The organism is Shewanella spartinae, assembly GCF_019457555.1.
GTDB lineage: Bacteria > Pseudomonadota > Gammaproteobacteria > Enterobacterales > Shewanellaceae > Shewanella > Shewanella loihica.
Map to the genome: position 1 here is coordinate 1,666,095 of NZ_CP080418.1, position 13,937 is coordinate 1,680,031.

The 13,937-nt window shown below is 54.8% G+C and carries 11 protein-coding genes and 6 tRNA genes; 3 read left to right on the forward strand and 14 right to left on the reverse strand.

The annotated features are described in order from the left end of the window. Positions 1-241 precede the first annotated feature (241 nt). Together K0I31_RS07385 and maiA are read left to right on the forward strand one after the other, a co-directional pair. Positions 242-1,228: a fumarylacetoacetate hydrolase family protein gene (locus tag K0I31_RS07385; protein ID WP_011865237.1), complete on the forward strand. Its 987-nt coding sequence runs from the start codon at positions 242-244 to the stop codon at positions 1,226-1,228. A 95-nt stretch (positions 1,229-1,323) separates the two neighbouring features. Continuing rightward, a complete protein-coding gene (gene maiA / locus K0I31_RS07390) occupies positions 1,324-1,968 on the forward strand; it encodes a maleylacetoacetate isomerase (protein ID WP_220080404.1) in 645 nt (214 codons plus the stop codon). A gap of 29 nt (positions 1,969-1,997) precedes the next feature. On the opposite strand, the gene K0I31_RS07395 is transcribed toward maiA, so the two are convergent. Continuing rightward, a complete protein-coding gene (locus K0I31_RS07395) occupies positions 1,998-2,888 on the reverse strand; it encodes a LysR family transcriptional regulator (protein ID WP_220080405.1) in 891 nt (296 codons plus the stop codon). 200 nt (positions 2,889-3,088) lie between these two features. On the opposite strand from K0I31_RS07395, the gene K0I31_RS07400 reads away from it, so the two are divergent. Further along, complete coding sequence (locus K0I31_RS07400; RefSeq protein WP_220080796.1) at positions 3,089-4,306, forward strand: MFS transporter; 1,218 nt, start codon at positions 3,089-3,091, stop codon at positions 4,304-4,306. A gap of 15 nt (positions 4,307-4,321) precedes the next feature. On the opposite strand, the gene K0I31_RS07405 is transcribed toward K0I31_RS07400, so the two are convergent. From K0I31_RS07405 to K0I31_RS07465, 13 genes are all read right to left on the reverse strand, one after another. Beyond that, entirely contained in the window at positions 4,322-5,689 is a 1,368-nt protein-coding gene (locus K0I31_RS07405) for a sigma-54-dependent transcriptional regulator (protein WP_220080406.1), read from the reverse strand. A gap of 2 nt (positions 5,690-5,691) precedes the next feature. Next, on the reverse strand, positions 5,692-7,515 hold the full coding sequence (locus K0I31_RS07410; protein ID WP_220080407.1) for a sensor histidine kinase: 1,824 nt from the start codon (positions 7,513-7,515) through the stop codon (positions 5,692-5,694). Between the two features lie 83 nt (positions 7,516-7,598). Further along, the gene (locus K0I31_RS07415) at positions 7,599-8,996 is read right to left on the reverse strand and encodes a TRAP transporter large permease (protein ID WP_220044809.1); all 1,398 of its coding nucleotides are present in this window, start codon (positions 8,994-8,996) and stop codon (positions 7,599-7,601) included. Next, positions 8,996-9,634, reverse strand: a complete 639-nt coding sequence (locus tag K0I31_RS07420; RefSeq protein WP_220073564.1) for a TRAP transporter small permease — start codon at positions 9,632-9,634, stop codon at positions 8,996-8,998. The genes K0I31_RS07415 and K0I31_RS07420 overlap by 1 nt, the downstream gene beginning before the upstream one ends. Before the next feature lie 87 nt (positions 9,635-9,721). Then, the gene (locus K0I31_RS07425; protein ID WP_220045243.1) at positions 9,722-10,687 is read right to left on the reverse strand and encodes a TRAP transporter substrate-binding protein; all 966 of its coding nucleotides are present in this window, start codon (positions 10,685-10,687) and stop codon (positions 9,722-9,724) included. A gap of 309 nt (positions 10,688-10,996) precedes the next feature. After that, positions 10,997-12,229 (reverse strand): MFS transporter, encoded by a 1,233-nt coding sequence (locus K0I31_RS07430; RefSeq protein ID WP_258406592.1) that lies wholly within the window; start codon positions 12,227-12,229, stop codon positions 10,997-10,999. Between the two features lie 141 nt (positions 12,230-12,370). Next, the gene (locus tag K0I31_RS07435; protein WP_011865247.1) at positions 12,371-12,598 is read right to left on the reverse strand and encodes a hypothetical protein; all 228 of its coding nucleotides are present in this window, start codon (positions 12,596-12,598) and stop codon (positions 12,371-12,373) included. 152 nt (positions 12,599-12,750) lie between these two features. Further along, positions 12,751-12,826: transfer RNA gene (locus K0I31_RS07440), tRNA-Val, on the reverse strand. A 38-nt stretch (positions 12,827-12,864) separates the two neighbouring features. Then, positions 12,865-12,940: transfer RNA gene (locus tag K0I31_RS07445), tRNA-Val, on the reverse strand. A 37-nt stretch (positions 12,941-12,977) separates the two neighbouring features. Next, positions 12,978-13,053: transfer RNA gene (locus K0I31_RS07450), tRNA-Val, on the reverse strand. 38 nt (positions 13,054-13,091) lie between these two features. Next, positions 13,092-13,167: transfer RNA gene (locus K0I31_RS07455), tRNA-Val, on the reverse strand. A 59-nt stretch (positions 13,168-13,226) separates the two neighbouring features. After that, positions 13,227-13,302 (reverse strand) — tRNA-Val (locus K0I31_RS07460). A gap of 34 nt (positions 13,303-13,336) precedes the next feature. Next, positions 13,337-13,412: transfer RNA gene (locus K0I31_RS07465), tRNA-Val, on the reverse strand. Positions 13,413-13,937: the final 525 nt, after the last annotated feature.

The window sequence follows — 13,937 nt, forward strand, 5'->3', positions numbered from 1 at the left end:
TATTGCCAGTTGGCTGGCGGTTTTCTAGGCAGAGATAAGGCCGAAACCCCATGAATTTGGGGTTCTCTCTGCCTGTCATGAATTGTTTACAAATTTGAATGTTATGGGAAGGAGTGTGATTTGTATCACGCTATTCCTATCTTGAGGCGCATAGGGTATTTCTATGCCAAATTGATAGTCCCAGACCCATTAGCGGCGCGCCCCTAAGGTCTGGCAAGAGAAGAATTCGGAAGGAGTGGGTATGAAGTTAGCAAGTTATAACAACGGCCGTCGTGACGGTCAGCTGATGCTTGTGAGTAAAGATCTAACCAAGGCTGTTGCGGTACCGGCCATCGCGCACACCATGCAGCAGCTGCTCGACGCCTGGGATCTGCTTCAGCCGCAACTGCAAGAGCTTTATGAGGCCCTCAACCAAGGCGTGCTAGACAACACAGTCGACTTCGACGAGAACAAGTGCCTGTCACCGCTGCCACGTGCCTATCAGTGGGCGGACGGTAGCGCCTATGTGAACCACGTTGAGCTGGTACGTAAGGCCCGTGGCGCCGAGATGCCAGAAACCTTCTGGACAGATCCTCTGGTGTATCAGGGCGGTTCTGACAGCTTTATCGCGCCTAAGGCGGATATCGAGCTGGCCAGCGAAGAGTGGGGCATAGATTTTGAATCTGAAGTGGCAGTGATCACCGACGACGTGCCTATGGGCATAGACGCAGAGTCGGCCGAGAAGCATATCAAGCTGCTGATGCTGGTGAACGATGTGTCGCTGCGTAACCTGATCCCAGCCGAGCTGGCCAAGGGCTTTGGTTTCTTCCAGTCTAAGCCATCAAGCAGCTTCTCACCTGTTGCCGTGACTCCTGATGAGCTGGGTGACAAGTGGCATGAGTCTAAGGTGCATCTGCCGTTGATCACCCATCTGAACAACGAGCTGTTTGGTAAGCCAAACTGTGGCATCGACATGACCTTTAACTTCAGTCAGTTGATTGCCCATTTCACCAAGACTCGCCCGCTGGGCGCCGGCGCCATCATAGGTTCGGGCACCATCTCTAACTATGATCGCAGCGCTGGCTCTAGCTGTCTGGCCGAGACCCGTATGCTGGAGACCATCAGCGACGGTAAGCCATCGACCTCATTCATGCGTTTCGGCGATCGCGTGCGCATCGAGATGCTGGATGAAAATGAGCAATCTATCTTTGGTGCCATCGACCAGCAGGTGGTTGAGTACAAAGGTTAACTCTCAAAAACTTTTGAGACTTCGGGGCGACCAAGGTTGCCCCGTTTTTGTAACAGCCGCCGGGCAATGGGCGGAGAGAGAAAAGGAGCCGTGTGATGAAATTATTGGGCTACTGGCGCTCCAGCGCCGCTTATCGGGTGCGTATCGCATTGAATTTGAAGGGACTGGATGCAGAGCTCGAATCTGTGCATCTGGTGAAGGATGGCGGCGAGCAGCACTTGCCTGAGTATGCCGCGCTCAATCCCCAGGAGCTGGTGCCTACCCTGATCGAGGGCGATAACGAATTTGTCTTGTCTCAGTCGCTGGCGATCATCGAATATCTCGACGAGCAATATGGCGGCGTTATGATGCTGCCAAAAGATCCTAAGGCGAGAGCCGAGGTGCGCGCCATGGCGCTCTCTATCGCCTGTGAAGTGCATCCGCTGAATAACCTTAAGGTGTTGCAGTATCTCACCAACACACTTGAGCTGGATGAGGACGCTAAGAATGCCTGGTATCATCACTGGATCCACCAGGGCTTTGGCGCGTTTGAAAAGCAACTGGAAAAGCACGCCGGCACCTACTGCTATGGCGATGAGGTGACGCTGGCGGATCTCTGCCTTATCCCTCAGGTCTATAATGCCAATCGCTTCAAGGTCGACTTAGGCGCTTATCCCAACATTCGCCGTATCTGGGATAATTGCCATAAGCTCGAGGCCTTCCAGTTGGCGGCGCCCGAGCGTCAGGCCGATGCCAGTTAGATTGGTCCCATGAAGCCGTTAGCATCCCGCTAAGGGTTATTCATCAAGAACTCGACGAACGCCCTGTCGGCCAGACCGATGGGGCGTTCTCTATTCCAGGCAATATGCAGGTCCAGATGCACCGCAGGTGAGAAGGGGATGGCGCGGATAGGATCTCTTTCTTCGATAACCATCTCCAGCACACTGGTGATGGCAAACCCCTGGGCGACTACCTGCTTGATTAGGTTGATAAGGTTGGTCTCGAAGGCAATATTCACCTCGAGATCCAGCGCCTTGGCCTGAGACAGCATCCACTCGCGGTGAAAATAGCCGGGTTTAAACATCACCAGCTCCTGCTCGAAAAACTGCTCTAGGGTGATCCCTTTGTGCTCCGCCAAGGGATGATCTTCTCCCACGGCCACCACCATCTGCTCTCTGAGCAACAGATGACTGTCGAAATTAGGCTGCAGATCCTGGCCCGTGATGATGGCGATATCCACCTCTTCGTTTTGCAACATGCGCAGGCTGTCGCGGGTACCGCCCTCAAATAGTGACAGCTTGAGATCCGGATACCTGTGCCTGAAGGCCATCAAGCGAGAGGGCAGGTAGTAGGAGCCCAGCATGCCGGGCACAGCGATGCGCACCTCGCCCTTGGTGAGGTTGGCCATGGACTTAATATGGGCCTCGGCCTGTTTTACCTGCTTGAGGATCAGCCTGGCGTGTTGCGCCAGCGCCTCGCCCTCGGCGGTGAGGGTGAGGCGGCTGCCATCCTGACCGCGATAATGTTTGTTGCGGTTGACGAGCGTGACCCCGAGGGATTCTTCGAGGCGTTTTATCCCCTGACTCAGGGCGGGCTGGGCGAGGTTGAGCTGCTTGGCCGCCAGGGTAAAGCTGCCCTTGGTCGCCAGCGCCTCGAACTGCCTAAGCTGTTTGATATCCATCTTTCATCCCACCTTCTCGCATTTTTCTATCACGCCGAGTTAGCACCATTGTCTTAAGCGCTTTTTAGCAGATTGTTTTCAAGCATTGGTTATCGGAATTGTCTATAACAAGTTATTATCGATATCATATATATAATCTATTTTTGTTATGTTAGCGCCGGTGCTAGCCTGTGTCTATCTATCCTATTGAGCGCGACAACATGACCGCCAGCCGTCCACTACAACTTCGTCTGATCTGGGGCCTCTCTCTGGCTTCCGTGGTGATCTACATCAACCTGTATATGGTGCAGGGGATGTTGCCGCTGATCGCGACCAGTTTTAGCGTGTCGCCGGCCCACGCCACCCTGTTGTTGTCTGTGACCAGCTTCTCCATGGCCTTCGCGCTGCTCTTCTATGCCACCCTGTCTGACAAGCTCGGCAGGCGCAAGCCGCTGCTCTGGAGCCTGGCGCTGCTTGTGGTGGCGGATCTCATGTTGATCTGGGTGCAGGATTTCTCGGCGTTGGTGGCGGTGCGTTTGTTTCAGGGGATACTGCTGGCGGCGGTGCCCGCCATCGCCATGGCTTATTTTAAGGATCTGCTCGATACCAGCGTGCTGCTTAAGGCGGGGGCCATCTATATCGGCGCCAACAGCCTGGGAGGCATCGCCGGGCGCCTGCTCGGCGGTCTGATGACAGAGTATCTGACCTGGGTAGAGGCCATGGGCTTGGTGAGTGTCTTGACCCTGGCTGGCGTGGTGGGTGTACTCATGTTACTGCCGCGACTCGACCGGGTGCGGATCCGTCGCCGTCAACACAAGATCGGTTTTGGCCTGGCCGATCTCAAGGGCTTTGGCCTGCACCTTGGCGATGCCACCCTGGTGAAGCTCTACCTCTTGGGTGCGCTGGCCTTCATGGTGATGGTCAATCAGTTTAGCTATATCCAGCTGCACCTGATGCAGGCGCCGTTTGGCTGGGGCAAGTTTCAGGTCACCCTGATCTTCCTCTGTTATCTGAGCGGTACCTACGCCTCGTTCCGCTCCGCCAAGTGGGTGACCCGCCTGGGGCGCCAGCCGCTGTTTATCCTCTCGGCGGTGATGATGTGCGTCGGTAGCTTGGTGACCCTGGGGGATACCAGCAGCGCCATCGTTATCGGTTTCCTGCTGTCGAGCTTTGGTTTCTTCACCTTCCACAGTGTCTGTAATGCCTGGGTAGCACAGCGCGCCCAGCAGCACAGAGCGAAGGCCACGGCGCTCTACCTGTGTAGCTACTATCTGGGGGCGGCGCTGGGCGGCCCTTTCCTCTTGCCCTTCTGGCAGCATTGGGGCTGGAGCGGCGTGGTGGCTGGCAGCCTGACCCTGCTTAGCGGCGTGATCCTTTTGGTGGTAATGCTGCAGCGCACCCATAGGCCGCACACGCCGCTGTTAGATGCGGCGGGTTAACGCCTAGGGCTTCGATTAGTTGATGAAGGTCTTACGGTTGAGGCCGAACTTCTGCATCTTGTCATAGAGGGTCTTGCGCGGCAGCTCCAGCTGCTCCATGGTGAGCTTGATGCTGCCCTTGTTGTTACTCAGCGCCTCTTCGATCAGCAGCCGCTCGAAAAACTCCACTCTTTGTTGAAGCGACATGTTGGCGTTGAGTTGACTGCTCTGTCCCAGGGAGGTGGCAAAGGCCGCCTCTGGCCCTAAGAGCACATAACGCTCGGCCAGATTGCGCAGCTCCCTGACATTGCCGGGCCAGTCGTGTGAGACCAGCAGGGCCGTGTATTCGGCCGTCAGGGGGATCAAGGCCTTGTGATAGCGGGCCGAGGCGACCCGGGCGAAATGCAGAAACAGCAGGCCGATATCTTCGCGTCGCTCCCTGAGGGCCGGAATCGGCACCGTCACCAGATTGAGGCGATAGAGGAGATCCTGGCGAAACTCGCCTGTGTCGCACAGACTCTTAAGATCCACCTTAGTGGCGGCGATGATGCGAATATCTAAGTCTATGCTCTTATTGGAGCCGAGGCGCTCCACCTTCCTGTCTTCCAATACCCTGAGCAGCTTAACCTGCAAGGACAGCGGCGTGCTCTCAATCTCGTCGAGAAACAGGGTGCCGCCGTTGGCATACTCGAACTTGCCGATACGTGTCTTGTCGGCGCCGGTGAAGGCGCCAGATTCGGCGCCAAACAGCTCGCTCTCTATGATGGTCTCTGGGATGGCGCCGCAGTTGATGGCGACGAAGTTGGCCTCGGCTCTGGGGCTGTGGTCGTGCAGATAGCGGGCGACCAGTTCCTTGCCCGTGCCAGTCTCGCCTTCGATCAACACATCGGCGGGCATGTCGATCACCTGATGGATGATGTGGCGCATCTGCCTGATCCCCGGGCTGTGGCCCAGGATACGTGGCCCAGGGGTGCTCTGGGATTCCAGCTCACGTTTCAGGCTGCGGTTTTCCAGGGTGAGGGCGCGTTTCTCCAGCGCGCGCTTGGCGATATCCAGCATGTGCTCGTTGTTAAAGGGTTTCTCGATAAAATCATAGGCCCCCTGTTTCAGCGCCTGCACCGCCATGGCGATATCACCGTGGCCGGTCAGCAGTATGATGGGAATATCCTTGTCCTGAGCCAGCAGGGTGCGCATCAGCGACAGGCCGTCAATATCTGGCATGTTGACGTCTGAGATCACTATGCCCGGCCAGTTGTCGGGCAGGCCGAGGCCAATCTGTTTGGCGTCGGTGAGGGCCAGGGCGCGGTAGGATTCCAGTTCAAACAGCTGCACCAGGGCCGAGCCTATCAGGGGCTCGTCGTCGACGATTAAGATGTCGTATTGATTAAAAACTTGATTTTGCATCGTTATCCTACTGCATGAATGGGCAAGGTGATCTGGAAGATGGCGCCGCCCTGTTCGCGATTGGCAACGCTTATCTTACCCTGCATCGCCTCGACGATACGCCGGGAGATCGACAGCCCCAACCCCAGTCCTTGACGCGAGCTGGTGTAGTAGGGGTCGAAGATCTTCTGCATCTGGCTCTCGTCTATGCCGGTACCTGTATCTTCTATGGTGATCTCCAGCCGATTGCTCACCACCACGCCTATGATCATCTGTTTCGGGTTGCTGGCGCGCATGGCCACCATGGCATTGCTCATCAGGTTGATCAGCACCTGCTGTAGCCTAATCGGGTCGCCCCAGAGCAGCGTCTGACACTCTGTGTTGTTGAGCACCAGATCTATCCCCTGCTTGTCCACCTCGGGCTGGACTATGGTCAGCGCATCCCTGATGCACTGCGCCACGCTAATCGCCTTGTCGTTGCCCTGGCTCTTACGGGTAAAGCTCTTAAATTGCGAAACTATGGCTGCCAGACGGTCGGTGAGCTCTATGATGGTCATTATGTTGCTGGAGACATCGTCCCACTTGGCGCGGGAGAGCAGGGTCTGGGTGTTCTGTGCATAGCTGCGAATCGCCGCCAGCGGCTGGTTGATCTCATGGTTGATGCTGGCCGACAGGCTGCCGATCACGGTGAGTTTAGCGGCCTGGATCAACTCATCCTGGGCCTCTTTGAGCTGTTGGTGGCTGGTCTCCAGCGCCTGGGTGCGCTCCTTGACCCTTTGTTCTAATTGCTCATGGGCTTGTTGCATGCGGCGGGTGTTCTTACGCTTCTCGATGGCGAATAACAGCGCCAGCGCGCACAGCAGGTAGAGGGCGCCATAGAGCAGGAGCAGTGGCGGCAGCGAGCGGTAGATGGGCGTCATGGGCGAGAGGATATGCACCTGCCAGCCCGCGTCACTCATGTAGGCGGTGTTATCCATAAACTCGGCGCCGCGCTTGTTATCGCCTATCTGATAGATCTGATAGTCTGCCGCCAGGGATGGGGCGAAGGGCGGTTCGATCGCCAGCGGACTGATCTCGCGGTTGGCGTAACGTCTCGAGGATTCGATGCGCTGCTTGAGCTGATGAGTCACAGGCGTCAGCGCGGTCAGGCGCCACTCAGGTCGGCTTGAGAGGAAGATAATATGGTCCGGGTCGCTGATGGCGAACTCATAGTTGCTGCCCCTGGCCATGCCCGTGCTCTGCTGCTCTATCTCGGTAACATCGACCTTGACCACTATGGCCCCTAACACCTTGGCCTCGCCCTGGCTGGGGGTGACCGGATAGCCGTGGCTGTAGATGGGATAGGAGAAGTAGTAGCCGCGTTTGTTCGAGCTGGTGCCGACGGCGAAATAGCGGCCCATCTTGCCCTCGATGGCATCCTTGAAATAGGGTCTGAAGGCGTAATTCTTGCCGATAAAGGAGTAGCTCTGCTGCCAGTTGCTGGCGGCGATGGCATCGCCGTCGATATTGACCAGATAGATATCCAGCGCCTCTGTGATGCTCTGGATCTCCTCCAGATAGCGGTTGAGTGGCGTGATGGTATCGGGGTCGTCCTGTTTTAACAGGGCACTGGCCAGCAGCGGGTTGGTGGAGAGCACATGGGGGATGCTCTCATAGCGACTTAGAGACCCCGAGAGGAAGCTCAGCAGCTCCTTCATCTGGGCGTTGGATTGTTGCCGCGTCATCTCATAGCCATGTTCCAGATGGAACCAGTAGGCGACGCGTAGGGTAAAGGCGAGGCCCAGGAGTATGATGAAGCCGACGCCGAGGTATTTTCTTCTTGTTATAATTTTCGACATATAAGGCATGTCCAATTGAAAAAGCGAATCTGACAGGGGACCGATTAGATCCCGTTTCAGACTCGCCCAATTGTTAAGCAAAATCAAGTGATTTAATAACCGTTTAACTTATCAATATATTCCGGCAGGAACAGAGAGATCTGCGGAATATAAGTGATCAGCGCCAGGAAGAAGAGCAGCAGCCCCAGCCAAGGGATACAGGAGTGGATCACCCACCCCATGCTGCGTCCGGTGATCCCTGCGGTCACAAATAGGTTGAGTCCCACAGGCGGCGTTAACATGCCTATCTCCATGTTCACCACCATGATGATCCCCAAGTGGATAGGGTCTATCCCCAGCTGGGTGGCAATAGGGAACAATATGGGCGCCATGATCAGCAAGATGGCCGATGGCTCCATAAAGTTACCCGCTGCTAGCAGCAGCAAGTTGACTATGATGAGGAAGCCCCACACAGGCAGTCCCATGCCCACTATGGTCTCGGCAATAAGATGCGGAATGCGCTCTGTGGTGAGCACGTGGGCGAACAGCATGGCGTTGGCGATGATGAACAGCAGCATGATGCTGACCTTGGCGCCATCGCGCACCACGTGACGGATCTCCTTGTCGGCCGGGGTCTTGAACACAGCAAGCACCATGAAGCCCAGGTTACGCAGCACGGCTCTGATCAGCGGCTCGCCGCTGTCGCGCCAGCTGACATTTTTCAGGGGGCCGATATCACGATAACCAAATACCGCGATGAAATAGGCGTAGACGCAGGCAACCGCCGCCGCCTCGGTCGGGCTGGCGATACCGCCATAGATGGAGCCGAGCACGATAACGATAAGCGCCAGGCCGCCCATCGCCTTGGCGCTCGATATGGCCAAGGGACGAAAACCGGGGAAGGGACGGGAAGGCAGCTTCTTGATGCGGGCCACGATATAGATAGCGAGCATCAACAAGAGTCCCATCATCAGGCCGGGAATAAGCCCCGCCATGAACATACGCGCCGCCGAGACTTCCGTTGCCGCCGCGTAGACCAGCATGACGATAGAAGGCGGGATCAAAATCCCTAGCGTACCTGAAGTGGTGATCACGCCAGCGGCAAATTTCTCAGGATAACCAGCACGAACCATGCCGACGATAACGATAGAGCCGATGGCGGCAACCGTGGCGGGTGATGAGCCTGATACCGCGGCAAACAGCATACAGGCCATCACTGAGGCCATGGCGAGACCACCGCGGATATGACCTACGCTGTCCATGGCAAAGTCGATGATGCGCCGGGCGACGCCGCCGGTGGATAGAAACGCCGACGACAGAATGAAGAAGGGGATCGCCAGCAGTGTGTAGTGCTCCGAGGTGGACTCATAGAGTTTCAATGCGACCGAGGCCAGTGAGTCATCGGAGAAGAGTAATATGGTCAACATGCTGGAGAAGCCGAGGGCGATGGCAATCGGCATGCCCAGCAGCATACAGAGAAACAGGCTGATAAAGAGGGTTGCTATAGTCATTATTTTTGGTCTCCCGGCTGCTTGTCGTCGGCCTGGGCCTCTTGATCGATAAGGTGCATGCTCTCCTTGGCCTCATCGGCAAAGGCAAAGCCGTCGGTTTTATTGGTGATGATGGCAAGAGCCAGCTGCAAGAAGCGCCAGGTGAGCAGAATAAAGCCGATGAGCAGTATGCTTTGAGAGATCCACAGCGGCACTGCAGGCTCTTCGACGTCGATGCGCAGATATTCCCAGGCAAAGTCGCCGTCCAGTCCGCCAATCAGAAAATGAGGGAAGTCGATATCTTCCATGGGCACGCCAATTTGATACATCTTGGCCAGGTAATCCCAGCTGCCGACCAGGAACATGCCGCAGTAGATAAGGCAGATGGCCACGGCCAGTATGGCTGTGTACTTACGTCCCTGGGCGGGGAGTTTTTTCACGAAGGCATCGACGCCTATGTGGGCGCCGACCTTGACGCCATAGGACATGCCAAACAGCACGAACCAGCCGCAGATGGTGAGCGTTAGCTCCTGGATCCACAGGAAACCTGTGTTAAAGAAGAAACGAGCGATCACTTCGACAAAGACCAATAGGGTCATGGCGGTGATCAAGGCGTTAAGTACCACCTCTTCGATATGAGAAAAAAAGCGAGACATCATCTCTAAGACTCCTTAGATAGGAAAGAGGCCGAATGCCATGGAAACGGCCTCAATGCTTTCCTATTAAGTTTAGTGGGTTAGCGCTTATTATTCGTTTGAGGCAACGGCGGCATCGATAAGATCTTTACCTATCTTATCTTCGAACTGTGCCCATACTGGTTTCATGGCGTTGACCCAGGCGGCGCGCTGCTCTGGCGTCAGGTAGGTGACCTCAGAACGCTTAGAGTCAATGATGGCCTGCTTGTCTTTGTTCACCTTGGCCGCGGCGATCTCGTTACCATAGGCAATGGCTTCATCCAGTGACGCCTTGATCACCTTGCGCTTGTCGGCGGGTAGCGACTTCCAGAAGGTGTTTGAGGTGACCACCATGTAGTCGAGCACACCGTGGTTACTCTCTGTGATGTTGCTCTGTACTTCGTAGAACTTCTTCGAGTAGATGTTAGACCAGGTGTTTTCCTGACCATCGATTGCGCGGGTTTGCAGTAGGGTGAAGACTTCAGAGAAGGGCTTCTTCACCGGAATGGCTTCGACCGCCTGGAACTGGGCCGCCAACACATCTGAGGCCATGATGCGGAACTTCTTACCCTGGGCATCTTCTGGCAGGACAAGCGGGCTACTGGCCGAGAACTGCTTCATACCATTGTGCAGGTAACCCAGGCCGACGACGCCCTTACGCTTCATCGAGTTCAGTAGTTGCTGGCCGGCGTCGCTCTGTTGGAAACGGTTAACGGCGTCCATGTCTTTGAAGAGGAAAGGGAGATCGAATAGCTGCAGCTTCTTGGTGTAGCGCTCGAACTTGGAGAGCGATGGTGCGACAAACTGCACGTCGTTCAGTAGCAGGGCGGAGAGCTCGTTGTTGTCACCAAATAGCTGAGAGTTTGGGAACACGTTTACCTGGTATTCACCGGGTAGACGCTCTTCTACTAATTGCTTGAACTTAAGTGCCATCTGGCCTTTAGGAGTGTTTTCGGCCACCACATGGGAAAATTTAATTTCCGTTGGCGCCGCCCAGCTGTTTAAGCTGGCACCCAGAAGGGCCGCGATTGAGGTCATCTTGACGATCTGTTTGATAAAGGTACAGGTGTTGAGTCTGGTCATTTTGTTATCCCTATTATTGTTAATCCTTCAGTGCCTTAGGGCGACTGCCGGTTCACAGTGTGCTTAACTCATAGAAATTATAGGCAAGGACCAGGCCAAAGATGTTTAAATTATGTAAATTACATTATATCAACATGTTGCGACCTGTTGGTTGATTAGTAAACCGCTGTGCTTGGGGAGGATGTCGCCCATTGGTCTTATTTCAATGGGTGGGAATCCACCCATTTTGCGGGGTTAAAGTTTGAGCCAAGTCCCGTTATCGAGTTAATTGTGCGCCGGCCAGTATTCACGTTTGAAGTGACCGTGATATAGGATGGCGCCGGCAGCCGCCGCGCACAGGGCTCCGATTAACAGCACAATCTTGACATCGAACACGGCTAACAGGCCGCCAAATAGGGCGGCGAGCAGGTTGCCGACACAGAAAATGGTTACCAGCATGCCCATAAGCTGTCCCTGGGGTCTGTCTTGATAGGCATGGGACAGGTAGGTTGGCAGGAAGCTGTTGTAGATGGCGATGCCCGCGCCTATGGTCATGAAGGTGAGCAGGTAGCTGTCATTGGTGAGATAGGGAAAGCAGGCCAAAGAGGCGCCAAACAGCAAGATCCCCACCAGGCTCGCGCTGGCGTGGTTGAGCCTGCGCTGTAGCACAGGGGTAAACCAGATGCTGGTGGCGATCATGCAGCCGGTGAGCAGCACGGTTACCCAGCTGATCTGCGCCGGGGTGAAGTCTGCCTGTTGCACCAGGTGCAGCGGATAGAACTCATAGTAGAAGTTAACCCCCATGGTCAGCAGCAGGTAGAGCAGAAAGAAGCGTCTCAGGGCCGGCTCTCTGAGCAGCACCAAGCTGGAGCCTTTCTCGGCGTTGGCCTGGGTCTCATCGAGCTGACGGGGCAGGAGTTGATGGCTCAAGAGGGCACACAGAATACAGGCAAGTGCCGCCGCGCCAAACACTGTCTCCATCCCCCAATCGATGAGGTAGCCGCCGGCTAACGGCCCAAGTAGATAGCCGCCATAGCCCATGGCGCTGATCAGTGAGAAACTGCGGGTCTTATCGATTTGCGGATGGAGATCGGCCGCTATCGCCCTGGCGATGGCGATGTTGCCCTCGCAGATCCCCGTCAGTAAACGCGCGAGACAGAAAAGCACAAACTGCTCCGAGTGCGCCGCGAAGGCCGTGAGCCCATAACCCAGCGCGCTGCCCATCAGGGTGAGGCTGAGCATACGCTTGCGCCCATAGGTGTCAGACAGGCTGCCGATGAAGCTGCCGCCTATGATGATCCCCAGCGGATAGATGCCTAAGACGATACCCATTAGAAATTCGCTGGGCAGACCCATGAAGTGGGTAAGGGGAGAGCTGTTGTCGTGAAAAAGTGGCGCCAGCACAGGATATGGCAGTGCAATGCCCGCCACACTGATCAGGGTAACGATTAAGGTGACGCCGAGAATGCGCTGAGATGTCTGCTTTGGAGCGGCTTGTAGGGAGTCGGTGGCCTTCATGACAGCCTTCAAAAGAATCAATAGGTAGGACAACTCTACCTCAGTGATTAATTAAGTAAAGTTTTTTGTTTATTTAATTAGGTGGAGGAGGATAGGGATTGAAGTAAGCTATTTATTTTATTGGCAATAACATCAGCATTATTATTTTGGCGGGTTGATGCGTTTTAGAATTGCTTCGCTGGGCAGCAGCTCTAGGTGGCCCTGAGCATCGAAATACCAACCCGTGATGAAACCTTTTTGTCGCATGGCGACCAGGTTTTGCATCACCTCCTTGGCTTCGATCATCGCTTCCTGCTCATCGCATTCATGGGTGAGTTTGAGGTACGCGGCAATGCTTGCCAGCGACGCAGATTGAGTAACATCGGCCATGTTCAACCACCTTGAGTCGTACTTGGTTTGAGCAAAGTCTTAATGAAGAATAGTTGAGGCTAAGGGATTCGCAATAGCGAGAACCGGGCGCGATGACTTGCTGCTAGGCTGTTTGATTATAAATAGGGGAGTGAAGCAATAAAGAGGAAATATGGTGGTCGATACTGGGCTCGAACCAGTGACCCCCTCCTTGTAAGGGAGGTGCTCTCCCAGCTGAGCTAATCGACCTGGGACTGTATGTGATTTATCGTTTCATAGCCATGCTATGGTGGTCGATACTGGGCTCGAACCAGTGACCCCCTCCTTGTAAGGGAGGTGCTCTCCCAGCTGAGCTAATCGACCTGGGATAAATACAGCATATTACATATTTTGATAACAATGGTGGTCGATACTGGGCTCGAACCAGTGACCCCCTCCTTGTAAGGGAGGTGCTCTCCCAGCTGAGCTAATCGACCTGGGACATTATTATATTCGATATTCTCTCGTGAAGAGATGGTGGTCGATACTGGGCTCGAACCAGTGACCCCCTCCTTGTAAGGGAGGTGCTCTCCCAGCTGAGCTAATCGACCTGGGAATATCTCACAACATTAAACTCGATGCACCACATATTTCAATCTAGGACAAAATATGGTGGTCGATACTGGGCTCGAACCAGTGACCCCCTCCTTGTAAGGGAGGTGCTCTCCCAGCTGAGCTAATCGACCTGGGACACATCAAATTTTTCAGCCATACAGTGTATGGTGGTCGATACTGGGCTCGAACCAGTGACCCCCTCCTTGTAAGGGAGGTGCTCTCCCAGCTGAGCTAATCGACCTCGCTGTGTGGGGCCGTATTATAGGGGGGAACGATCTACTGTCAACGCTTTTTTCGAGAAAATAATGAGTCCGGTTCAAATTTGTTCGGATCGTCTTAATGTTAAACAAATCAGGATGATTTCCGGTGTCGCCCTGGCGAAAGCCTGAGCAGAAGGGGGCTCCAGCTTGCCGACCAGAGTTAGGACTTGGCAGAGACGAGCGGAGCAAAACTGGTCTGCCTGATAAAAACATTCGGTAATAAGGGGCGAGCATAGGGGGACTTGCTGGTTTTTAACGCGTTGCTTTTCACCTTTCTCTATCACTAGGCTGACAAATCAATGTAGCACTTGGTTAAGTGAGTCGGTGTAACTGTCTGCATCATATCCTTCACCATGTCCTTCAGCATTTTTCCGCACCATCTTATTCTGCACCATATATAGTCGCTGCAAATGATAAGAAGAGGAGCTGGTCGCTTCTTATCATTTAGACATGAATCATTTAGGCCTCATCACTTGGACTCTCTAATCGCTGCTGACTAATAGCCG

Bases quoted from the DNA above. Each gene is read 5' to 3' on its own strand.
- K0I31_RS07410 (WP_220080407.1), bottom strand. From the start codon at position 7,515: ATGCCTTATATGTCGAAAATTATAACAAGAAGAAAATACCTCGGCGTC.
- K0I31_RS07435 (WP_011865247.1), bottom strand. From the start codon at position 12,598: ATGGCCGATGTTACTCAATCTGCGTCGCTGGCAAGCATTGCCGCGTAC.
- K0I31_RS07395 (WP_220080405.1), bottom strand. From the start codon at position 2,888: ATGGATATCAAACAGCTTAGGCAGTTCGAGGCGCTGGCGACCAAGGGC.
- K0I31_RS07405 (WP_220080406.1), bottom strand. From the start codon at position 5,689: ATGCAAAATCAAGTTTTTAATCAATACGACATCTTAATCGTCGACGAC.
- maiA (WP_220080404.1), top strand. From the start codon at position 1,324: ATGAAATTATTGGGCTACTGGCGCTCCAGCGCCGCTTATCGGGTGCGT.
- K0I31_RS07415 (WP_220044809.1), bottom strand. From the start codon at position 8,996: ATGACTATAGCAACCCTCTTTATCAGCCTGTTTCTCTGTATGCTGCTG.
- K0I31_RS07385 (WP_011865237.1), top strand. From the start codon at position 242: ATGAAGTTAGCAAGTTATAACAACGGCCGTCGTGACGGTCAGCTGATG.
- K0I31_RS07425 (WP_220045243.1), bottom strand. From the start codon at position 10,687: ATGACCTCAATCGCGGCCCTTCTGGGTGCCAGCTTAAACAGCTGGGCG.
- K0I31_RS07420 (WP_220073564.1), bottom strand. From the start codon at position 9,634: ATGATGTCTCGCTTTTTTTCTCATATCGAAGAGGTGGTACTTAACGCC.
- K0I31_RS07430 (WP_258406592.1), bottom strand. From the start codon at position 12,229: ATGAAGGCCACCGACTCCCTACAAGCCGCTCCAAAGCAGACATCTCAG.
- K0I31_RS07400 (WP_220080796.1), top strand. From the start codon at position 3,089: ATGACCGCCAGCCGTCCACTACAACTTCGTCTGATCTGGGGCCTCTCT.